Annotated in this window: 24 protein-coding genes and 1 other RNA gene; 2 read left to right on the top strand and 23 right to left on the bottom strand. The window is 40.3% G+C overall.

The genetic code is table 11. From position 1 onward, the window contains the following. Positions 1–69 precede the first annotated feature (69 nt). On the top strand, positions 70–246 hold the full coding sequence (locus tag OZX68_03085) for a DUF2929 family protein (GenBank protein WEV61227.1): 177 nt from the start codon (positions 70–72) through the stop codon (positions 244–246). A 34-nt stretch (positions 247–280) separates the two neighbouring features. Here OZX68_03085 and OZX68_03080 read toward each other — a convergent pair whose 3' ends face one another. Next, entirely contained in the window at positions 281–1,891 is a 1,611-nt protein-coding gene (locus OZX68_03080) for a CTP synthase (GenBank protein ID WEV61226.1), read from the bottom strand. Positions 1,892–2,097: 206 nt separating this feature from the next. Here OZX68_03080 and OZX68_03075 point away from each other — a divergent pair, with 206 nt between their 5' ends. Further along, positions 2,098–2,337: a GlsB/YeaQ/YmgE family stress response membrane protein gene (locus tag OZX68_03075; protein ID WEV61225.1), complete on the top strand. Its 240-nt coding sequence runs from the start codon at positions 2,098–2,100 to the stop codon at positions 2,335–2,337. Between the two features lie 60 nt (positions 2,338–2,397). Here the strand turns inward: OZX68_03075 and OZX68_03070 are convergent, their stop codons facing one another. From OZX68_03070 to OZX68_02965, 22 genes are all read right to left on the bottom strand, one after another. Further along, positions 2,398–3,111, bottom strand: coding sequence for a hypothetical protein (locus OZX68_03070; protein ID WEV61224.1), 714 nt, complete (start codon positions 3,109–3,111; stop codon positions 2,398–2,400). Between the two features lie 161 nt (positions 3,112–3,272). After that, a complete protein-coding gene (locus tag OZX68_03065; protein WEV61223.1) occupies positions 3,273–3,818 on the bottom strand; it encodes a TIGR01440 family protein in 546 nt (181 codons plus the stop codon). After that, positions 3,809–4,276 carry an ECF transporter S component gene (locus OZX68_03060; protein ID WEV61222.1) on the bottom strand — a complete coding sequence of 156 codons (468 nt, stop codon included), beginning with the start codon at positions 4,274–4,276 and terminating at the stop codon, positions 3,809–3,811. Before OZX68_03060 ends, OZX68_03065 begins: the two co-directional genes overlap by 10 nt. Next, the gene (locus OZX68_03055; GenBank protein WEV61221.1) at positions 4,266–5,039 is read right to left on the bottom strand and encodes a bifunctional hydroxymethylpyrimidine kinase/phosphomethylpyrimidine kinase; all 774 of its coding nucleotides are present in this window, start codon (positions 5,037–5,039) and stop codon (positions 4,266–4,268) included. Before OZX68_03055 ends, OZX68_03060 begins: the two co-directional genes overlap by 11 nt. 13 nt (positions 5,040–5,052) lie before the next feature. Further along, complete coding sequence (truA, locus tag OZX68_03050; GenBank protein WEV61220.1) at positions 5,053–5,805, bottom strand: tRNA pseudouridine(38-40) synthase TruA; 753 nt, start codon at positions 5,803–5,805, stop codon at positions 5,053–5,055. A 124-nt stretch (positions 5,806–5,929) separates the two neighbouring features. Further along, positions 5,930–6,454 carry a DUF308 domain-containing protein gene (locus OZX68_03045; GenBank protein WEV61219.1) on the bottom strand — a complete coding sequence of 175 codons (525 nt, stop codon included), beginning with the start codon at positions 6,452–6,454 and terminating at the stop codon, positions 5,930–5,932. 173 nt (positions 6,455–6,627) lie between these two features. After that, positions 6,628–7,701 carry an ABC transporter substrate-binding protein gene (locus tag OZX68_03040; GenBank protein WEV61218.1) on the bottom strand — a complete coding sequence of 358 codons (1,074 nt, stop codon included), beginning with the start codon at positions 7,699–7,701 and terminating at the stop codon, positions 6,628–6,630. A gap of 2 nt (positions 7,702–7,703) precedes the next feature. Continuing rightward, complete coding sequence (locus OZX68_03035) at positions 7,704–8,297, bottom strand: LemA family protein (protein WEV61217.1); 594 nt, start codon at positions 8,295–8,297, stop codon at positions 7,704–7,706. A gap of 35 nt (positions 8,298–8,332) precedes the next feature. Further along, positions 8,333–9,196 (bottom strand): TPM domain-containing protein, encoded by an 864-nt coding sequence (locus OZX68_03030; GenBank protein WEV61216.1) that lies wholly within the window; start codon positions 9,194–9,196, stop codon positions 8,333–8,335. Further along, on the bottom strand, positions 9,189–9,959 hold the full coding sequence (locus tag OZX68_03025) for an ABC transporter permease (GenBank protein WEV61215.1): 771 nt from the start codon (positions 9,957–9,959) through the stop codon (positions 9,189–9,191). Before OZX68_03025 ends, OZX68_03030 begins: the two co-directional genes overlap by 8 nt. Before the next feature lies 1 nt (position 9,960). Next, the gene (locus OZX68_03020) at positions 9,961–10,758 is read right to left on the bottom strand and encodes an ABC transporter permease (protein WEV61214.1); all 798 of its coding nucleotides are present in this window, start codon (positions 10,756–10,758) and stop codon (positions 9,961–9,963) included. Continuing rightward, a complete protein-coding gene (locus tag OZX68_03015) occupies positions 10,742–11,905 on the bottom strand; it encodes an ABC transporter ATP-binding protein (protein ID WEV61213.1) in 1,164 nt (387 codons plus the stop codon). Before OZX68_03015 ends, OZX68_03020 begins: the two co-directional genes overlap by 17 nt. A gap of 23 nt (positions 11,906–11,928) precedes the next feature. Beyond that, positions 11,929–12,843 carry a UDP-N-acetylmuramate dehydrogenase gene (murB, locus tag OZX68_03010; protein WEV61212.1) on the bottom strand — a complete coding sequence of 305 codons (915 nt, stop codon included), beginning with the start codon at positions 12,841–12,843 and terminating at the stop codon, positions 11,929–11,931. Between the two features lie 132 nt (positions 12,844–12,975). Further along, entirely contained in the window at positions 12,976–13,917 is a 942-nt protein-coding gene (gene rarD, locus OZX68_03005) for an EamA family transporter RarD (GenBank protein WEV61211.1), read from the bottom strand. After that, positions 13,907–14,773 carry a homoserine kinase gene (gene thrB, locus OZX68_03000; protein WEV61210.1) on the bottom strand — a complete coding sequence of 289 codons (867 nt, stop codon included), beginning with the start codon at positions 14,771–14,773 and terminating at the stop codon, positions 13,907–13,909. Before thrB ends, rarD begins: the two co-directional genes overlap by 11 nt. Positions 14,774–14,775: 2 nt before the next feature. Then, on the bottom strand, positions 14,776–16,056 hold the full coding sequence (locus OZX68_02995) for a homoserine dehydrogenase (GenBank protein WEV61209.1): 1,281 nt from the start codon (positions 16,054–16,056) through the stop codon (positions 14,776–14,778). Between the two features lie 46 nt (positions 16,057–16,102). Next, on the bottom strand, positions 16,103–17,395 hold the full coding sequence (gene purB / locus OZX68_02990; protein ID WEV61208.1) for an adenylosuccinate lyase: 1,293 nt from the start codon (positions 17,393–17,395) through the stop codon (positions 16,103–16,105). Between the two features lie 136 nt (positions 17,396–17,531). Beyond that, a complete protein-coding gene (locus OZX68_02985) occupies positions 17,532–19,259 on the bottom strand; it encodes a cell division site-positioning protein MapZ family protein (GenBank protein WEV61207.1) in 1,728 nt (575 codons plus the stop codon). Then, positions 19,256–20,401, bottom strand: a complete 1,146-nt coding sequence (locus tag OZX68_02980; GenBank protein WEV61206.1) for a class I SAM-dependent RNA methyltransferase — start codon at positions 20,399–20,401, stop codon at positions 19,256–19,258. Before OZX68_02980 ends, OZX68_02985 begins: the two co-directional genes overlap by 4 nt. Positions 20,402–20,474: 73 nt before the next feature. Continuing rightward, an RNA gene (rnpB, locus tag OZX68_02975) (RNase P RNA component class B) lies at positions 20,475–20,826 on the bottom strand. A 62-nt stretch (positions 20,827–20,888) separates the two neighbouring features. Further along, positions 20,889–21,275 carry a DivIVA domain-containing protein gene (locus OZX68_02970; protein ID WEV61205.1) on the bottom strand — a complete coding sequence of 129 codons (387 nt, stop codon included), beginning with the start codon at positions 21,273–21,275 and terminating at the stop codon, positions 20,889–20,891. A 63-nt stretch (positions 21,276–21,338) separates the two neighbouring features. After that, the gene (locus OZX68_02965) at positions 21,339–21,872 is read right to left on the bottom strand and encodes an SLOG family protein (GenBank protein ID WEV61204.1); all 534 of its coding nucleotides are present in this window, start codon (positions 21,870–21,872) and stop codon (positions 21,339–21,341) included. Positions 21,873–21,962 lie beyond the last annotated feature (90 nt).

Here is a 21,962-nt window from a genome sequence, read left to right as displayed (position 1 = left end):
CGGAATTTAAGGGAAAATGCTGAAAGTATTTTCCAGTATTTTTAAATGATTTGTAGAAAAGAGAACATTATGAAATTTTTTACAGTGCTTTTTTGGGCTTTAATCCTAGGCCAAGTTATGGGTTATATCTTAAGTGCCCTTCAAGGAGCTCCAGATGACTTTAAACTTGTAGCCATCGTTTCAGTAGTTTTTGCTGTTGTAGTCTACATCATCGGAAGCTTAGTTAAACCCATGAAAAAGGCTTAAATGCAAAAAAATAAGGACCTAGGTCCTTATTTTTTTATTTTTCTTCTGCCGCTTCAACCGAAGCCTTAATGAAGGCTTTGAAAAGCTCTTCTGGACGGTTTGGACGACTTGATAATTCTGGGTGGTACTGGCAGGCCACGAAGAATTTCTTGTCAGTGATTTCAACGATTTCAGCTAGGCGGTTGTCAGGAGATACACCTGAGAAGACAAGTCCTGCTTCTTCAAACTGCTCACGGAATTTGTTGTTGAATTCATAACGATGACGGTGACGGCGTTGAACAACCTCTTGATTGTTGTAAGCACGTGCTGCCATACTATTTGCCTTAAGTTTAGCTGGATAAAGTCCAAGTCTTAGAGTTCCACCCATATCTTCGATGTCCACTTGATCACGCATGAGGTCAATAACTGGGTAGTTTGTTTCTGGATTTAATTCAGATGAATCAGCTCCTTCAAGATTTAAAACATTTCTTGCAAACTCAACGCAGGTTAACTGCATTCCTAGGCAGATTCCAAGCATTGGAACATCGTTTACACGAGCATATTCAATGGCTGCAATTTTTCCTTCAGTTCCACGTTGACCAAATCCACCAGGAACGATAATCCCATCAGCATCTCCTAGAAGGGTAGAAGCATTCTCACGAGTAAGTTCTGCTGCATTAATCCAGTTTAGATCAATCTCTGTATCATTTGAGTAACCACCATGTTTAAGGGCTTCAACAACTGAAAGATAAGCATCAGGAAGTTCTACATACTTACCAACAAGGGCAATTTTTGTCGTTTTCTTAAGGCTCATAACGTGATCGACCATGTTAGTCCAATCAGTCATATCAGCAGCTGGCACATCAAGTTTCAAGTGGTCACAAACGATTTGGTCCATATCTTGAGCTTGAAGGTTTAGCGGGATTTGGTAAAGGTGCTCAACGTCCATAGACTCAATAACTGCTTCTGGTGCTACGTCACAGAATTGAGCTAGTTTATTTTTGATTCCTTGTTCAACAGGCTCTTCTGTACGGATAACAAGCATGTCAGGTTGGATTCCAAGACCACGAAGTTCTTTTACAGAGTGTTGAGTTGGTTTAGTTTTCATCTCTCCTGCTGCCTTAAGGTAAGGAAGAAGGGTTGTATGAACGTACATTACATTGTCACGCCCAACATCAGCCTTCATTTGGCGAAGGGCTTCAAGGAAGGGAAGTGATTCGATATCACCAACTGTTCCACCAACCTCTGTGATAATCACATCAGAGTCAGTTGTAGTTGCTGCACGTTTGATTTTTTCCTTAAGGGCGTCTGTAATGTGTGGAATTACCTGAACTGTTGCCCCAAGGTATTCACCGCGACGTTCCTTGCGTAAAACCTCTGAATAGATTTTACCAGTTGTAACATTTGAATACTTGTTAAGGTTAATGTCAATGAAACGCTCATAGTGACCAAGGTCAAGGTCTGTTTCTGCTCCATCATCAGTCACATATACCTCACCATGCTGATAAGGGCTCATTGTTCCTGGGTCGATATTGATATATGGGTCAAATTTCTGAATGGTAACCTTAAGGCCGCGATTCTTTAAAAGTCTACCTAAACTTGCTGCTACAATACCTTTACCAATTGATGAAACCACACCACCTGTAACGAAAATGTATTTTGTCATAACTTCCTCTTTCTTATATTTTACAATTAAGGGGGTAAAATAAAAAAATTAGCACCCCCGGGGGATGCTACTGTCTGACCTCAAATAGAGGTGCCCGAATTATATACTACCCTAAATTTGACAAGGGGTCAATAAATAAATCTTGAAAATTTGTCATTTATCGGAATTTGTAATATTATGTAATAAAGAAAACGGAGGAAAGATATATGATTTGGTCACTAATAGTTGGAGCCTTAATTGGTCTCATCGCAGGAAAGATTACCAACCAATCTGATAATATGGGAGTCATCTATAAAATTTTCGCAGGTCTCGCAGGGTCTTTTATTGGCCAAAGATTATTCGGAGATGGTGGCTTCAAACTTGCTGGCATGGCAGTCATCCCATCAATTATTGGGGCAGTTATCCTAATAATTGTCATCTCATACTTTACAGACAGAAGAAATTAACAGTAAAAGACCATCCCTAGAGATGGTCTTTTTTTTTTTGCCCTAAATAAGGTCATCTGATTAATTTGACTTTTCTACAAGCTCTGAAGCATTACCTGCTAGATTAACATCATATTGGTGGACAACTTCTTCCTTGTCACCTACTTTCCCCTTGAAGCTTACCTTAATACTTGCAATATCAACCAAGTCACTGGTCAAGGGTTTATTGAATTTGAAGCGAATATTTCCTTCCTTACTTCCCTTTTTAAACTTACTAATCAGGCTTGTTGAGAAACTTTTGGCCTTAATCTCAGTTCCATCAGTCAAGATGATACTTGCATCGTCTGGATGAAGGCTAATTTCTTCATCCCCTGTATTTTCAATCTTATAACGGAGGGCCAAGGCACCTGAGTATTCGTCCTCATCATCTGCTTCCTTGAATTTATCTGTTTCAACAAGCTTGGCCTGATCAATTGTGAAGCTTATCTTATCCCAGCTGGTATCTGTGTAGTTGGTATCAAAGGTATAGTTATGTGTTATTTTAGGATTTTGACCATCAGTCAGAGAATCCTTGAATTCTCCCACCGTTTGGAAGTCTTCAATTTCATTTATCTCTTCTTCTGAAAGAGACTCACCCTGAGAGGTCAGGCCAGAAACTTCAGTTGATGAGGCAGATACAGTACTTTCCTCAATAATCACGCCCTTACTGGTCTCTTTTTTCGAACATCCCGCAAGGCCTGCAACAAGTAAGGCTGCCACACAAGTTAGGCTTAAAAACTTATACTTATTCTTCATTTTCTTCTTCCTCTAGCTTTCTCATTATCCTACTGCTTATCTTTATAGTTACGATTTGTTTAAAAAACCTCATAAATAACTATCAATGATTTAAGTTTATCAAATTGTGATAACGATTACAAAAATGAGCTTAGTCCAAGGAAAAAGAGGCTTATTTACCTTTATAGGGGGTAAATGGCCCTTTGGCCACCAATTAATTTAGGTCTACTGGTAAGGGCTGTAACATGGGCAAAGCCAAGCTCCTTTAAAAGAGGTCTGATGGGGATTTGCACATGCCTTATGTGCATGCCAATGCTTGTATCACCAATATCAAGGCCTGCAAAGGCCTGAACGTGCTCGACTTCAACAGGATGCCTAAAAAGCTCATAGGCCGCAAGTTGACCACTACCTCCTGCATGAAGACTTGGAAGGACTGAGACAATTTCAAAATTATTTTTGAGGGCTACTTCTTCCTCTAGGAGGATGGCCCTATTTAAGTGCTCACAGGCCTGAACACCCAAGAAAATCCCCCGTAAGCTTAGTTCTTCATAGATTACTGAGACAATGACCTGGCCGATTTCCTGGCTTGAGTCCTTGCCGATTTGGCCTCCCTTAACCTCACTTGAGGAAAGGCCAAGGATGAACAGTTGTCCTTCCTTGATGGCCGATTTTTCAATTACGTCTTTAATTATTAGCCTGGTTTCAGCTGCAAGTTTATTTAAATCCATTTGATACCTACCTTGTCGATTACTTTATTTAGAGCAAGAGCCCCCACAATTCCTGCTAGGTTCTGTACGATATTAGTTGGAATACCAGCCAGGGCAGAAGGCACATTATAAATAAAAGTTGTAGCCAAGAAGTAGCCAAGAACCATGAAGGCTGACGCTAGAACAAAGCTTATCTTGTAGGGTTTATAAGCGGCTATGAACCCTTGAAAGCCGTGAATTAAGAGGGAGAAAATCATCCACTGGGGATAGCCCGCTAAAAGGTCAAGGGAGAAGGCCGCAAGCCCTCCGATTAAAAAGACATCAGTCCTTGAGGACATCCTTAGAGCTGCCAGGAAGATTCCTGCATCAAGGAGGGTAATAAAACCGCTTGAAGCTGGTAAAGGAATTAGTAAAAGGCGTGATATTACTACTAGTATGGCTATATAGATGGCCATAAAGGTTATTTTTTTAATGTTCATGATTTCCAATTACCCCGTATTCATTTGAATTTTTTATTGCCTGGTAAACATAATCCTTGGCATCTTTTACAGCAAGAAGATTATTTTTTCCAAGGGCTAGATTTGCAGCTATACTTGACGATAAAGCACAACCTGCACCCGTATTATTAGCTTCGACCATATCTTTTTCGAGGAAGAAAAAATTTTGACCATCATAAAAGAGGTCGCAGGCCCTCCTATCAAAAAGCCTAGTCCCACCCTTGATGACCACATTTTTAGCACCGAGAGCATGAAGCCGCTTAGCAGCTTCAACCATATGAGCTGGACTCTTAATCTCCATCTGGGCTAAAAGTTCTGCCTCCAAAAGATTTGGACTTATAATGTCAGCCAGGGGAAGGAGTCTTTTAGCCATCTGTTCAGCCAAGGTAACCACCTCCTGGTCATCATTTTCCTTAAAAACTAGGACTGGATCAACAACGATCTTAGTCCCCTCTTGGCTCTTAAAGTTCAAAAAGTCAACAGTTAGATCAAGAAGCTCCCTGTTAGGCAGAAGACCTGTCTTTATTGCATCAAGCTGGACATGTCTTAGGCTTTCTAGCTGGCTAGCAAATAGATTTTTATCCACACTTCCTATCTGTAAACTACCATCATTAAGCGTGACAAGGCTTGTTAGAGCCATAAAAGAAAATACCTTGTGGTCCTTCATTGTCGCAAGATCAACCTGCACGCCTCCCCCACTTAGGATATCACTACCTGCTATGGTTAAAACCTTCCTACTTTCCATAAACCCTCCTTCTTTATTTAATGTACCTGACTTCCTTTAAATATAAGCCTTCAGGAGCAGCTGTAGGTCCTGCCAGATTACGATCCTTTGACTGCAAAATTTTCTTAACCTGCAAGGGATCCATGCGGCCATTACCAATCTTAAGTAAGGTTCCGACCATATTTCTTATTTGCTTGTATAAAAAACCATTGGCTGAAAAGGTAAACTTGATTGTCTCCGAATCAACCCTTGAAACATCTGCCTGGCTAATAATCCTAACCTTATCTTCCACACTGCTACCACTGGCCGTAAAGCCTGTAAAATCATGTTCCCCCACAAGGTAAGAAGCAGCCTCCTCCATCCGTTCAAGGTCGAGTGGGTAGCGAAAATGAGCCATGAAGTCCCTTTTGAAGGGATTTCTCGCTTTTGCCGTATCGACCAGGTATTCATAGGTCTTTTCGTGCTTGTTGTATCTGGCATGAAAGTCTTCATCGACCTCCTCAACTGAAAGCACCGAAATATCGTCTGGGCCTTGGGTATCAAGGGCAAAGCGAATTTTTTCAGGGTCACGTCTGCCAGGTAGGTCAAAGTGAATAACCTGAGCTAGGGCATGAACTCCAGCATCAGTCCGACCACTACCATAGACCGTAACCGTGTGCCCTGAATTTATTTTCTTAAGTACCCTTTCAAGCTCCCCCTGAATGCTTCTGACTTCTTGCTTGCTTTGAAGTTGAAAACCTGAAAAATTTGTTCCATCGTAGGAAATTATCGTCTTATATCTAGTCATTTTTCTATTATAGCAAAAAAAAGGAAGAATCTCTTTAAAAGTCACATCACTGGCCCTTGAAAAAGCCTCCATACAAAAAAGACATGTAGCAGGACTACATATCTTTGATTTAGTTAAAAATCTATTAGTTGTCACTTGGAAGTAAAAAGGCACTAACAACTGAGGCAACTCCTTGAGCAATCAGGAAGAAACCAACAAACCAGATGAATGATACTGCTGAAACACCCCAGTTAAGTAAGAGACCCACACCAGCATAAAGACCAAAGATTCCGATTAGGACATAAAGAATGCGGGTGAAACCGCCAATACCAAGTCCTGAAAAGGCCAAGGTCATATTTGAAATTGAAATAAAGATAATCCAGAAGGCAAACATGATAGCAATGGTATCAGCTCCTGTTTCCTTAGAAAATAGGAAGATCAACCCCACAATACCACTTAAAAAGGCATTTAGGATTTCCCGGCCACGCACTTCTTTTGAGGCCGTATTGTAGGCGATATAAATTGAAACCAAGGCATTGATAACATTTAAGATACCAACTAGAAAAATAATTGCAACAAATGTATGCTCAGGATGTCCAAGAGTTAAGAACCCTAAAATTAAAAAGACAATACCTGCAATGATAAGCCCAATTTTTTCACTTTTAAACATAGCACAACTCCTTTAATAATTTTTCAGATATTCAACAATCTGATGTCTTTAGAATAAACTAATTACAGATTAGTGTCAAAATTAAAGTCAGCCTAATCTTAGGATATTAAAAAACTGAATCTCCCTTAGGGAAATCCAGTCTTAAGAAGAAGCTAGATTTAAGCTTTAACGGCTTACTTTCTATACATCTTGAATTGGAGGAATTTATCATTATAAATTCCCAACCATTTTTTACCCAGATCCTTATAGACTTCCAGATGACTCATTGTTTGGTCATCAAGGTAAAATTGCTTGTCATTTTTAATCTCATCTGGTAGTAAGTCCTTGGCTGGACTATTTGGAGTGGCATACCCTACATATTCAGCATTTTGAGCTGCATTTTCAGGACGCAACATAAAGTTTAAGAAGTCATAAGCTGCTTTTTTATTGGCCGAAGTTTTAGGAATTACCATGTTGTCAAACCACAGGTTACTTCCTTCCTGAGGTACCACATAGTGGAGGTTTTCGTTTTCACCAATCATCTCGACTGCTTCCCCACTGAAGGTCACGGCAGCCATGGCTTCTTCGCCAATCATGTATTGCTTAATCTCGTCAGCAACAATGGCCTTAACGTTTGGCGTAAGTTCTTCTAAGTGCTTGGTTGCTTGATCAATCTGGGTCATGTCTGTCGAGTTAAGGCTGTCCCCTTGGGCATTTAAGGCCATTCCAATGATTTCACGGGCCCCGTCAACAAGCATGAGATTGTCCTTGTAATCACTTGACCAAAGGTCATTCCAACTGCTTGGTGCTTCCTTAACCAAGGCGTCATTATAGACGATACCGACAGTTCCCCAAAAGTAGGGGATTGAGTAGGTATTTCCTGGATCAAATGGTAGATTCAAAAACTTTTGATCGATATTAGCCAGTCCCTTGATCTTTGATTTATCAAGTTTTTCAATCAGACTTTCATCAATCAGTTTTTCAATCATATATTCACTGGGAATAGCGATATCATAAGAGGTTCCCCCCTGTTGAATCTTTGTATACATGGCCTCATTACTGTCGAAGGTTTCATAGTTTACCTTGTAGCCAGTCTCTTCTTCAAATTTCTTTAAAAGGTCTGGGTCAATGTAATCCCCCCAGTTGTAAATGGTCATGGTATTTTCTGCTGTGGCCTTACCAGATTTTTTTTCAATCCCAGCTGAAACCACTGCTAAAATAATTATGATGGCTAATATTCCGCCAAAAAACGATAGTAATTTTTTCATATTTAGTTTGAGCTGCTACTTCCTGTACTTCCAAAGCTAACACTTGGAACCTCTTTAGCTGACTCACTTGCCTTGAAGTATTCTTTCTTGTGAAGACCACGCATGCTAGCTACAATGCTTCGTGGGAAGGTTGTAATCCCATTGTTGTAGTTTTTAACAGCGTCATTATAGTCCTTTCTGGCAACAGCAATACGATTTTCAGTTCCAGCAAGTTCATCTGCCAGTTGGGTAAATTGTTGGCTGGCCTTTAGGTCAGGGTAACTTTCTTGAAGGACAAGAAGACGACTTAGGGCACCTGTAAGTTGATCATTGGCATCTGAAATTTGGCTCACATCACCAGAATTTCCAGCTTGAATCATCTTTGAACGAGCGTTAGCAATATCTGTAAAAATTTTTTCTTCATGGCTGGCATAACCCTTTGTCACTTCAACCAAGTTAGGGATTAAATCATTCCTTCTTTGAAGTTGGGTTTCAATATCAGCGTATTTACCCTCAACTTCATTTTCTGAACGAACCATTGAATTGCTCATGGTAAAGAAGGCAACAACTAAAAGTAAAACAACACCAAGACCAGCTAAAAGTCCTTTAAATTTCATAAGATTCTCCTTTTTATTTTAAATACTCGGTAGTCCTAACGTGAGGCTCCGCCTCCACCTGAACTACCACCACCAAATCCGCCGCCGGTAAAACCACCACCGCCTGAACCAGATCCTCTACCGCCACCGCCACCTAAAAGGGAAAGTAGGATGTAGAGGAAACCACCGCCTGAGCCACCACCAAATTTAAGGAACAAGATGATGACCAGGACTATGAATAAAAATTTAAATACCCTTGAAAAATTAGAGCCCCTATTCCCACTCGGCCCACTTTCATCAGTTGATGAAGCTTGGCTGGAATTTCCAGCTTGACTGGCTGAATCATCCTGGCCTTTGAGGGCCGAAATTAGGGCAAGAACGGTATTTTCCAAGGCACCATCATAGTCTCCCTTAGTCCTGTAAGGGACAAAGGATTGATCGAGAATGCGGCCGGCCTTTCCGTCATTAATCTGACCTTCTAGGCCGTAACCTACTTCTATTCTAACCCTATTTTCATCTTTTGCAATTAAAAGCAAAAGGGCCTTGCTATCTTCCTTTTGACCAAAGCCTGACTTATTGAAGAGCTCATTGGCATAGTCCTCAATTGAGTAACCCTTGAGACTATCAACTGTTACAACATCAATTTGATCACCAGTTGTCTCTTCCAGATTTTTCAGCTGGAGGTTGACCTGGCTTTTGGTCTGTTCCTTAAATATACCTGCCTGATCATAGACATAGGTATTTTCAACCCAGTCAATTTTTTCAATCGATGAACTGCTAGAATCCTTGGAATTAAAGTAAGATAAACCAAAGAGAGCTGTCACAGCGATTAGGGCTAGGGTCAAAAGAAGGATTGTTCTAGTTTTTTTATGGGGATTATTACCTGAAGCGGATGAACGTCTGGGCGTAACATCACGCATCTTTCTTCTCCTTGCTGATGAAATAGTAACCTATAACAAGTACAACTGAAAATAGGAAAACTAGGGTACTCAAAGCATTGATTTCAAGGCTTATACCCCTACGGGCTCTTGAATAGATTTCAACAGAAAGGGTCGAGAAGCCATTTCCTGTAATGAAGAAGGTAACAGCAAAGTCATCAAGCGAGTAGGTAAAGGCCATGAAAAAGCCTGCAATAATACTTGGCGTCAAATAAGGTAAAATTACCTCAGTCAAGGCCTGAAGCGGACTTGCTCCCAGATCAAAAGCTGCATCAACTGTCGAATAATCCATATCCTTAAGTCCTGGTAAAATCATCAGAACAACAATCGGAATTGAGAAGGCGATATGACTTAGTAAGACAGAAATAAAACCTAATTTAAAGCCAATCATGGTAAAGAGGATTAAAAAGCTTGCTCCAATCATAACATCTGGCGATACCAAAAGGATATTATTTAAGCCCAGGAAGGAATTTTGTCTTTTCTTCTTGACATTGTAGATATAAAGGGCTCCAAAGAGACCAATAAAGGTAGCCAGACTGGCTGATAAGAAGGCCAGGAAGAAGGTTTGAAGGACAATTAGTAACAGCCTTGTATCACTAAAAAGTTGCTGGTAGTAGTCCCAGGTAAAACCTGTGAAAGCATTCATATTTCCAGCCTCATTAAATGAATAGAAAATCAAATAAAAGATTGGAAGGTAGAGAATCAGATAGACCAAGGCCAGATATAACTTAGATATTTTCTTCATCCTAGTGCACCTCCTTGTCGCGTGTTAGATAAACAATAACAAGCATGGCAACAATCAAGACCATTCCGATCGTAGCCCCCATGCCCCAGTTTTGCGTAACCAGGAAGTTTTGTTCAATGGCTGTACCCAGAGTGATTACCCTATTTCCTCCGATTAAACGAGTTAGCATGAAGAGACTCAAGCTTGGAATGAAGACCGCCTGAAAACCTGCCTTAATTCCAGGAACAGATAGGGGGAGGATAACGTTTTTAAAGGTTTGAAACCTTGTTGCTCCAAGGTCATAGGCTGCATCAATTAGATTATGGTCGATTTCTTCCAAGGAATTGAAAATTGGAAGAATCATAAAAGGTATTTCAATGTAGGCTGCAACAAAGATAAAGCTAAAGTCAGTAAATAGAATCTGTTGAGACCCAATGCCTATAAACTCAAGAAAAGAGTTTACTGAGCCATATTTTCCAAAAATCCCAATGAAGGAATAAGCCTTCAAAAGGAGATTAATCCAGGTGGGTAAAATAATCAGCATAAGCCAAAGTTGCTTGTGTTTAAGCCTTGTTAGGATATAGGCTGTCGGATAGCTGATTACAAGGGTTACAAGGGTTATAATCCCTGCATAAAGTACGGAGTTTAGGGTCATCTGCAAGTAGGTTGCACTTGTAAAGTAAGTCCGATAGTTATCAAGACTTAGCTTGCCTGAGATATCAAAAAATGATTGATAAACTAGCAAAATTAAGGGTGCTATTACAAAGAGAAGAATCCACATGAAATAAGGAATAGCAAAGAGTCTATTCGTTTTCTTCATCATCGCCTCCTTCTTCTTCCTCAAGGCCTACAACAATTCCCTCATCGAACTCATCTTCCTCAACATACTCTTCAATCCGAGCGTCAAACTCTTCTTCACTTTCATTAAATCTCATGATGTGAAGGTCTTCTGGCTCGAAGTCAAGTCCGATAATCTCTCCAACAATAGCCTTCCTTCTCGAATGAATCATCCATTCATTGCCTAAATCATCAACTGCAATAATCTTATAGTGAACACCCATAAAGACCTGAGTTGTAACTCGGACATTGAATTTACCTTCATCAGGTAGGGTAAACTGAAGGTCTTCTGGTCTGATAACAATCTCAACTGGCTCATTTTTCCTCATTCCACCATCGACTGCCTCGAATTTTTTCCCATTAAACTCAACCAGGTAGTCTTCAAGCATGCGACCCTCAACAATATTACTTTCTCCAATAAAGTCCGCAACAAAGTGGTTGATGGGCTCATCATAAATATCAACAGGACTACCTGACTGGACAATCTCCCCTTCATTCATGATGAAAATCCAATCACTCATGGCAAGGGCCTCTTCCTGGTCATGGGTAACAAAGATAAAGGTGATACCAAGACGCTGTTGTAGGGTTCTTAGCTCATACTGCATCTCAGTCCTAAGTTTTAAGTCAAGGGCAGATAGGGGCTCGTCAAGTAGGATAACACGCGGCTCATTAATAATGGCCCGGGCAATGGCTACCCTCTGCTTTTGTCCTCCAGAAAGCTTGTGGATACTTCTTTTTTCATAGCCAGTCAGACGCATCATTTTTAAGGCCTCGGTAACCCTTTGCTCAATCTCATCCTTGGCAACTTTTCTGATTTTTAAAGGAAAGGCCACATTATCAAAAACATTTTTATCCGGGAAAAGAGCGTAAGATTGAAAGACTGTATGGACATCACGCTTGTTGGTTGGAATATCATTAATTCTCTTACCGTCAAGAAGAATATCTCCACTAGTCGCCTCTAAAAAACCTGCAATCAGATTCAAGATGGTCGTTTTACCACTTCCAGAAGCTCCAAGAAGGGTGTAGAATTTACCTTCCTCAAGCTCAAAATTTATATCCTTTAAGACGACTGTTCCTGTATCCTCAAAAACCTTACTTACATTTTTAAATTCAATAATATTTTTAGTCAATTTTTTCTTCCTAATCTATAATTTTACTGGCCAATCTCTTTTTGGCCCAAGATTCGAACTTCTGTTTCAAGCCTTACTCCACTTGTCTCATATACCTTTTCTTGGACATATTTAATGAGTTCCTCATAGTCACGTGCTGTTCCTGAAGCCACATTGACCATAAAACCTGCATGCTTACGGCTAACCTCAATGCCACCAATCCTGTGACCCTGAACCCCTGCTTCCTGAATCAGCTGACCCGCAAAATAGCCAGGTGGCCTCTTGAAGACTGAGCCACAACTTGGATATTCAAGGGGCTGCTTGGCCTCACGTAAACCATTCAACCTAAGCATCTCTTCTCTAATAATCTCATGATCTCCAGCAGTCAGGCTAAATTTGGCTGACAGGCAGATGTAATCCTTATCCTGTAAGATAGTATGACGGTAGGCAAAGTTCATATCTTCCCCTGCAATGGTTATAATTTGACCATCTTTTGTCATGACCTTACATGAAGCTAGGATGTTTGAAATCTCACCCCCGTAAGCACCTGCATTCATAAAGACCGCACCGCCAATACTTCCTGGAATACCACAGGCAAACTCAAAACCAGTCAAGGAATGATCAAGGGCAAGCTTGGTAACTTCTGTAAGAATGGCACCAGCCTGAGCCTCAATGACATAACCTTCAATCTTAACCTGATTCATCTTCTCGAGTAGAATGACAAAACCTCTAATTCCGCCATCTCTGACAATCAAATTACTGGCATTACCTAAAACCAGGAAGGGAAGCTCATATTCTCCTGAAAATTCAAGGATTCTTTGAAGCTCAACCTCATCTTTAGGGAAGACAAGAAAGTCTGCCGGTCCGCCCACCTTGGTAAAGGTATACTTACTTAAATTTTCATCAATTCTTATGTCTATTCCAGCTAGATTTTCAACAACCTTACTCTTTTCAATCATTATCCATCTCTCTTCTATAAATTATAAATAAAGATATCTCTATCCTACTAATTTTAACATAAACCCCATCTTTCCTAAAGGACTAGCAGGTCCTTAGAAAGAATTTACGGAAGAAATTTGCTGTAGCTCTCCCTAATCCTTGAGCCTAAGTTTCCTCATATCCCTAACTTGACCATAAGAAAAAATTAAAATCGAAAGCCAAATCAAAATGAATCCATGTAAATCACCAGGCTTAAGCGGCTCCTTGAAGACAAAGAGGGCGATTAAAAGCTGGATGGTCGGGCTTAAATACTGGATAAATCCGATAATATTGAAGGGGGCAAGCTTTACAGCCTGAGAAAATAGGAGAAGGGGTATGGCTGTTATCACTCCAGATAAGGCCAGGCAGGTAATTTCAAGGCTGGTGTAATTAAGGGGATTTGATTTACTGAAAAATAAAAGGTAGGTAATTACAAGAGGTGACAGGAAGAGACTTTCAACAAACATGGAAACATCACTAGAAAGGTTGGTAAATTTTTTTGCAAGGCCATAAAAGGCAAAGGATAAGGGCAAAATAATTGAAATAAGGGGCAGGCTTCCATTTTGAATGGTTAAAAGTAAGACTCCTCCTAGGGCTAGAAAGATTGAAAATTTGGTATAACGACTCAGGGACTCCTTAAAGAAAATAAGGGCCAAAAGGACTGAGATGAGCGGATTGATATAATATCCAAGGCTTGCGGCTGATGCCTGATTACTTGCTACGGCATAAATATAAATCAGCCAATTAATGGCGATAAAAATACTGGCACAAAACATAATCACAAGCTGTTTTTTATTAGCAAAAAGGGTCCAAAGCTCATGCTTGAGCCGCTTAAGGCCACCACTTATAAAAAAATAAAGACTCATGCTTACCAGGGTCGATATGATACGGTAACTAAAAACATCCAGGGAATTAATATTGCCAAGAAGTTTCCAAAAAAGAGATAACAAACCCCATGACACATGACAAATTACAGCAAGAAGAATACCCAAATCCTTCTTGCTGTAATTTTCCTTATTTACATTTTTCTCTTGAAGTTCTTTATTAGAGGACACAGCGAACTCCTTTAGAATCAACATTGAGGGATAAGATTTCACCATCTAAGTTGAGTTTTTCAAGGTCTGCGACCAGGAGAGCTTCCTTGTCTCTCGGGCAAATAACCATAACTGTTGGCCCTGCTCCGCTAAGGTAGCTAGCATAGGCTTCATGTTTGTGGGCCAGTTTCCTGATTTGTGAAAATTCCTTGACCAGGGGTCTGCGGTATTTTTCGTGGAAAAGGTCTGACTCGATCATCGCTCCTGCCTTAAGCAAATCGCCCTTTAAAAGAGCTGCGATAGCAACATTTGCAATCGAACTTGCGGCTACAGCCTCCTTATAAGATAAATCTTCAGGTAGAACACCACGGCTATCAGCTGTTAGCAGTTGATAATTTGGGATGAAGGCCACAAAGGCTGCATCTGGGAAATCAGATGCTACAACAGTTGTTTTATTATCAACAGTCGAAGCCACTACCAAATTACCTAAAATGGCTGGAGCCACATTATCAGGATGTCCTTCAATTTTTGTGGCTAGATCTATCTTATCATCAGGGCTCAATCTTAAATTAGCCAGCTGATTAGCAAGCTCAATTCCTGCCACAATAACTGAAGAGCTTGAGCCAAGTCCACGGGCTAGAGGGATGGCACTAGTCATCCTAAGATGATGGGGCTTTAAATCACCTGCGACCTTAAGGGCTGATGCCACAAGAAGGTTGTTTTCATCCTGGGGGATGAAAGCTCCCAAGTCATGCTCGACAAGCCATTGATCACTTTTTTCTAAAACTTCTATTTCCAGATACAAATCAAGGGCCAGCCCGACAGAGTCAAAGCCTGGACCAATATTTGCTGAACTTGCTGGTACAATTATCTTCATTCTTACTCTCCTAAGACCCTAAAGGTATTTAAAAGCTCAAAATCCTTGACAGACTTTAATTCATCAACGACTGCAAAAAGTTGCTTTCTGGTCATTTCATGGGTGATGATTACCACTCGTGCCCGGTCGTGATCAGATTTTTGCTGGCTAACTTGGTCAAAGCTGATGTCAAGGTCATTAAAAATCTCTGATAACTTAAGCATTTGTCCCTTTTTATCAGCCACATCAAGGGCGAAATAGTACATACCAGATACATCCTCTTGATTGGCTAAAACAGTTTGGCGTTTAAAGCTATTAAAGGCTCTGATTTCAGCCTTTTGATTAAGCCTTTGACCAATATTAATCACATCTGACATAACGCTTGTTGCAGTTGGCTTTTGACCTGCACCAGGCCCGTAAAACATGCTTTGTCCAATACCAATGCTTTCCACAAAGACAGCATTCATTTCATTGTTTACACTTGCTAGGGCATGATTCTTGGGCAGAAAGACGGGACTAACTTCTGCAAATAGACCACTTTCAACCTCTTCAATGGTACCCAAAAGCTTAATCACATAACCAAGCTTGCTAGCAGTTGCCACATCATCAGGACTGATATTTCTGATTCCAGCCTTACTTACCTGATTAATATCAATGGTCATACCAAAGGCAAATTGACTTAAAATTACAAGCTTATAGGCCGCATCAATTCCATCAACATCATTTGTTGGGTCACTTTCAGCAAAGCCAAGTTCTTGAGCCCTTTCAAGAGCCTTCTCATAAGACCATCCCTCATCAACCATCTTGGTCATCATAAAGTTACTGGTTCCGTTAATGATTCCATGAAGCCTTGTAATCTTGTCCCCATTAAAACTATCAGCAAGGCTTCTTAGGATGGGAATTCCTCCTGCTACAGCTGCCTCATAATAAAGGAAGACACCGTTTTTCTCTGCTAAATCCGTTAATTCTGGACCATGGAGGGCCAAAAGATCCTTGTTGGCTGTAACGACATGCTTTTTAGCCTCAAGGGCCCTTTCGATAAAGGTTTTAGCTGGCTCAATTCGGCCAAGAAGCTCAATTACTAGATCAATGTCATCATCTTGGATAATGTGATCAATATCTGTAACAAAGTTAAAGGGGAAGTCTTTTTCCAGGCTAATTTTCTTCTCCTCTCTGACAAAAATCTTACTAATTTCAAGGGAGTCACCAATTGCTTGCTCGATCTTACTCTTATTTTCTTCTAGTAGGTAGGGCAGGCCTTGTGCCACTGTTCCAAAACCTAATAATCCTATCTTTAATGTCATACATTCTCCTAATTCTATAGAAATAAAAAATGCTTAAAAGCATTTTTTAAAGTCCAACTCTTTCAAAAATTTCATCAACACGTTTGAGGTGATAGTTGTAATCAAAGGCTGCGTCAATATCCTCATCAGTCAGATACTCACGAACCTTTTTGCTACCTTCAACAAGGGGTCTAAACATAATCTGCTCATCCCAACTTCTTGCTGTCATTGGTTGAACCAAGTCATAAGCCTCTTCACGGGTCATTCCTTTTTCAATTAAGGTGAGCATCACATGCTGGCTATAGATTAGACCAAAGGTTGCATCCATATTACGACGCATATTTTCTGGGAATACTGTTAGGTTTTTAACAATATTTGAAAAACGGGTCAGCATGTAATCAACAAGGATGGTTGTGTCTGGTGCAATAATACGCTCAGCTGATGAGTGAGAGATGTCACGTTCGTGCCAAAGGGGAATATCCTCGTAAGCAGTCACGGCATGTCCACGGACGACACGGGCAAGACCTGTCATGTTCTCAGACCCGATTGGGTTACGCTTATGAGGCATGGCTGATGATCCCTTTTGCCCTTTAGCAAAGAATTCCTCAACCTCACGTTGTTCTGATTTTTGCAGTCCACGAATTTCAGTTGCCATCCTCTCAATACTTGTTGCAATAATAGCAAGGGTTGAAAAGTATTCAGCATGTAAATCACGCGGTAAAACTTGAGTTGAAATCTCTTGGGCACGGATTCCTAATTTGTCACAGACATAAGCTTCAACAAATGGCGGAATATTGGCAAAGGTTCCAACGGCTCCTGAAATTTTTCCAGCTTCAACACCACGGGCAGCTGTCTCAAAGCGAACAATATTACGTTTCATCTCAGAGTACCAGGTAGCAAGTTTCAAACCAAAGGTTGTTGGTTCAGCATGAACCCCGTGGGTCCGTCCCATCATGACAGTATGCTTGTGCTCACGAGCCTTGTTTGCAATTATTTGCAGAAAGTTTTCAAGGTCTTGTCTAATGATATCATTTGCTTGCTTATAAAGGTAGCCATAGGCTGTATCAACTACATCAGTTGAAGTTAAACCATAGTGAACCCACTTTCTTTCTTCACCAAGGGTTTCAGAAACAGCACGGGTAAATGCTACAACGTCATGGCGGGTTTCTTTTTCAATTTCAAGGATTCGGTTGAGATCAAAGTCTGCATTTTCACGAATTTTCACCACATCTTCCACTGGAATTTCACCAAGTTCAGCCCAGGCTTCATCAGCTAAGATTTCAACTTCAAGCCACGCACGGTACTTGTTTTCCTCAGTCCAAATTGCTCCCATCTCTGGGCGAGTATAACGTTCTAACATTTTTTCTCCTACTATTAATTTGATACTACTATTATCAGGGAAAAGACCTGGTTAGTCAAGGAGTAAATCAAAAAACTACCAATGAATATTGGTAGTTTACGAACATCTATTTAATTTACATGTTTATTATAAAGATTTAATAGTCAAGGGCATGACCTGATGCATTACCAAAGAAGTAACCAGTTTTACAGTTAATCGAGAATAGGTAGGTTCCATCAGATTTGTACAGGTTATAGTAGCCATTACCGTTTATAATATTGACTGGCTTGATGTAGTAGTTATCACCTTCAAAGTATCCCCTTTGCCTTGAAATATTAAGAACATTGTCAAGTACACCAGCCTTCCAAGTCCAAGCAGGATTACTTGTATCAGCAATTGCTGCTTGGTTTATAGGAACACGAGAGAGGGAATCTTGATCAACCTTAGGGCTTGTTGCAGCTTCTGACGAGCCTGAATTTGCACCAGCATTCGCCTGGGCCTTACTAGCTTCTGCCGCTTGAGCTGCCGCTGCTTGTTTTGCTTCTTCTGCCTTACGAGCTTCTTCAGCTTGTTTTGCCTCTTCTGCCTTGCGGGCTTCCTCAGCCTTTTGAGCAGCTTCTGCCTGTTGATTTTTACCAAGGGCTATAGCACTGTCGATGGCCTGATTTAAGCTAGCTAGATTTGACTTATTAATATTAAAGTCAGCTCCATCCTTAACCTTAGCATCTTGATTGACCTTCCCATCACTGATGACATCTGTTTGAAACTTAGAATTAATCTCATCTAGTGAAGTAATTTGAGCCTTTAAATCAGACACTTCTGTTTGATAGCTAGCATACTTGCTACTATCTTTGACTGAATCAAGATCCTTAACTAGATTATCATAATTTGACAGGCTAGAATTTTTAAGGGCATCCTTGTTCTTATCAGTATAAAAACTAGCAAATAGGGTATCAAATGACGCTTCCCGTTTTTTGAGATCCTCATCTTTTGCAGCCTGCTCCTTTTGTTCAAGGACAAGCTTTTGATGGTGGTCATACTGATTTTTAGCCAGGAAGGCTCCGCCTAAAACAAGGACAGCCAAAAGGCTTAAGTAAACCAACTTTGTAGCTGATGGCTTGGGGGCTAACTTGGTAGGAGTTTCCTTGTTGGGTGTAAAATTAGGTTCAACTTCCGCCTTTGAATCAGCTGCTAAAGTAGCTTCACCATCATCAAGGATAATTTGGTCAAAGTCATCTTTCTGATCCTGTTGGTCCTGCTTATGTGCCTGAGATGAGTCTTCTACTTGCTCATCGCTCTGAATCTTTTCTTGAGCTTCCTCTTGTACAATTTTCTCTTGTCTAGCTTCTTCCTTACTAGCCGCTGGGGATTGTTCTGAGATAATTCCTGCTTCATTTTCACTAGATTCAGCGGATTCTGTAGAATCAGATAAGGTCTCTGACTTTTCTAAAACTTCTTCTTCCTTTTTAGCCAGCTCAATCTCTTCAGCTTCAATTTTGGCATCTAATTGGTCAAGATTTTCAGCCAATTGAACTGCCTTTGCTACAAGTTCCTCACGGGCCTTTAAAAGTTCTTGGGGAATTAATTCTTCCTTGCGAATTTTTTTATTTTTTTCAATCTCAAAACGATTTTCCCTAATGTAGGCATCAAGGAGGGATTCATTTCTAGCCTGAGCTTCTTCACCAGCCCTAACCTTATCTTGAATCTCTTCAATGGTCATGTCTGAAATTTCACCAAAATCAAGAACCTGCTCGACCTTCTTCTTATCTAGTTTAGCCTTAGAATCATCCTGGCTCTTACTAGCAAGGTCAGCATGTGGAGCTTCATGGTCTGGAGTAAATCCAGCTTTTTTAACTTCTTCTTCCTTAAAATCCTTTTTCGTCATATCCTCTTACCAAAGTATTGATAAAGGTCAACCCTCAAAGTTCCATTGTAAAGTTTACGCTTCTTAGTTGCCTTTGCTCCGTATTTTTCTTCAAACATTAAATCACTGGTCAAGATGTATTTACTCCAGGTAACAAGGGGTCTAAAAACTTCTCCCATTTCCTTGTATAAGACCTTGACATCTTCAAATTTTAAAAGACGCTCTCCGTATGGTGGATTTGAAACAATAACCCCATCGAACTTATCAGTGCGGAAATCTTGGACTCGCATCTGCTTAAAGTTTATGTCAGCATAAACTCCTGCCTTCTTGGCATTTTCTTTAGCAATTTCAACCATCCTAAAGTCAATGTCAAAGCCTGAAATATCAAGTTCAATTTCATCATTGATTGCCTTACGGGCTTCAATTCGAGCCTTACTGTAAACATCTTGGCCAAACCAAGCCCACTCTTCACTAATAAATGATCTCTTAAGGCCTGGTGCAATATTCCTTGCAATCATGGCTGCCTCAATTGGAAAGGTTCCACTACCACAAGTTGGATCAACGAAGGGACGCTTCATATTAGCCCGCCAGTTGGTCAGCATGATGATTGAAGCTGCCATATTTTCCTTAATGGGAGCTCCCCCCTTATCAACCCTGTAACCACGTTTGAAGAGACTTTCACCACTCGTATCAATCAAGATAGTGGCCTTGTTCTTATGTAGGCTCACTTCAATTGGAACAGTTGGTCCATTTTCAATCAAAGGAACCCCATCAGGCCTGTGAAAAATCTTCTGTAACTTCTTAACAACAGCCTTCTTAGTAATGGCCTGAATACTTGGCTCATTGTGGAGGGTCGATTTTACAGCCTTGGCCTTGGTAATGGGAAAGGCGTAGCCTAAGGGCAGGTAAGCACCCCAATCGAGGGCCAAAACTCCTTGAAAGAGTTCTTCAAAGGTATGAGCTTCAAATTCACCAACGATAATCTTTACTCTATCAGCTGTCCTAAGCCATAAGTTGGCCTTGGCAATTGTTTCCTTGCTCCCTGAAAATAAAACCCTTGAATTTTCATCAATTTTATTTTCAATTCCAAGGTCCCGTAACTCCCTTGATACCAGTGCCTCAATCCCAGCTGCACAAGTAGCCACTAAATTAAATTTTTCCATTTTATCTCTATCTATCTCTCTTCTAATTTTAAAAGGCGGCTGAGTAAAACCCAGCCACCCCCTGAAGACAATTTTCTATAAGCCATGTTTTGTTCCAGTGTAAGCAGGTACTTACACCTTCGATAATCATCTGTCTGTCATAATGACCTCGTCGTACGTTCAATTCCGCTTGACAAGTGCCCCTACCAAAGTTTGGGTTGCTCGCTTGAGGGGTTTACCACGTTCCACTTTAGCCGTTTCCAGCTAAACTCGTCTCTTTGGCACTTTTATAGGTAATCTTGGCATATCAAAACTTAGCCAATTTCCCAGCCGTAACTTTCGTCCCCAGGCTTATTGTTTCACCTGGCACAAACACTACGGGCATCTCAGCCCGTGCGAGCATGGACTTTCCTCACCGGTTAAAACCAGCGCGATTATCCGAAAATTGCCCCCTAATTATAGCAAATTAGGTAACATACTTCAAGTAAATTATTGGTGCTTGTCAGAGTTAGTTTTCCTCAGTCTTAGGTCCAAAGACCGCAAGTTCAAGCCTTGACAAACGTTTTAAGACATCAAAATTTGAACCCTCTTGATATTTTTCAGCCTTAGGAGCAGCCTTGACCTCTTGAGTAGCTTTAACAACTTCGACAGGTTCAATCCTTTTTGTATCCCCAAAATCAGCTGGGTTAGGACTTGCTTGCTTTTCGGCATTAGCAAGTTTTGAACGCAAGAATTCATTTTCTTCCCTAAGGGCTAAAATCTCATCCTGGAAGCTTTCGTAATCGCGGATTACATCATCAAGCATTAAATCAACTTGATCTGGATCATAACCCCTCATTTTACGGTCAAAATGTTGCTCAAAAATATCTTTTGGTGTGAATTTATATTTGGTCATGCTAACTCTCCTCTATCATTTCTCTGTTCTTGATTTTATCAAAAAGAACACGTCCTTTCAAGCTTAATAATCATTACCTAAGATTTCGTCATAGGCCTCATTAAGGTCATCAAAACTTAAGGACAATTGGTAGTAATCATCTGCTTCTTCAATCAAGGCAAACAAATATTTTAAATTATTGGGATTTTCAGAATCATAAAAACAAAAGATTCCATCCGTATGACTTAAAAGAAATTTATTATACTCCTTGAATTGACCAGGATTTTCATAGTGATTATAGGCATAGCTAATATAGTCAGCTCCCTTAAACAACGCAAGTTTACTCTTAGCTGCCTCATTCCATGATTCACCGTGATTCTCAAAGGCAAATATACTGGCCGTTTTTAGGTCATATTCTTCCTTCAGCTCATTTACAATCTCTAAAACCCAAAATTCAAAGCCCTTATTACCACCAAAAATAAACCATTCAACACCCTGGTCAATTAAATTTAATAACTTTTTCCTAATAACTGCCTTAATCAAAGAAACTTTCTGGTCATTATCCTTAAAAATTCCCAGCTCAAAATCCTTGTAGCCACACACTAGTATACTCTTCATATATTTTATCATCCCAAATTATTTCTACTTATGATATAATATTATAACTGCGTCAGATGTCTTTTAGCAAATTTAATATCATCTGACTTG

The sequence above is a fragment of the Streptococcaceae bacterium ESL0729 genome (assembly GCA_029391995.1).
Lineage (GTDB): Bacteria > Bacillota > Bacilli > Lactobacillales > Streptococcaceae > Floricoccus.
The sequence above is the reverse complement of the archived record's forward strand: the minus strand, read 5'-3'. Positions and strand labels throughout refer to the sequence as shown.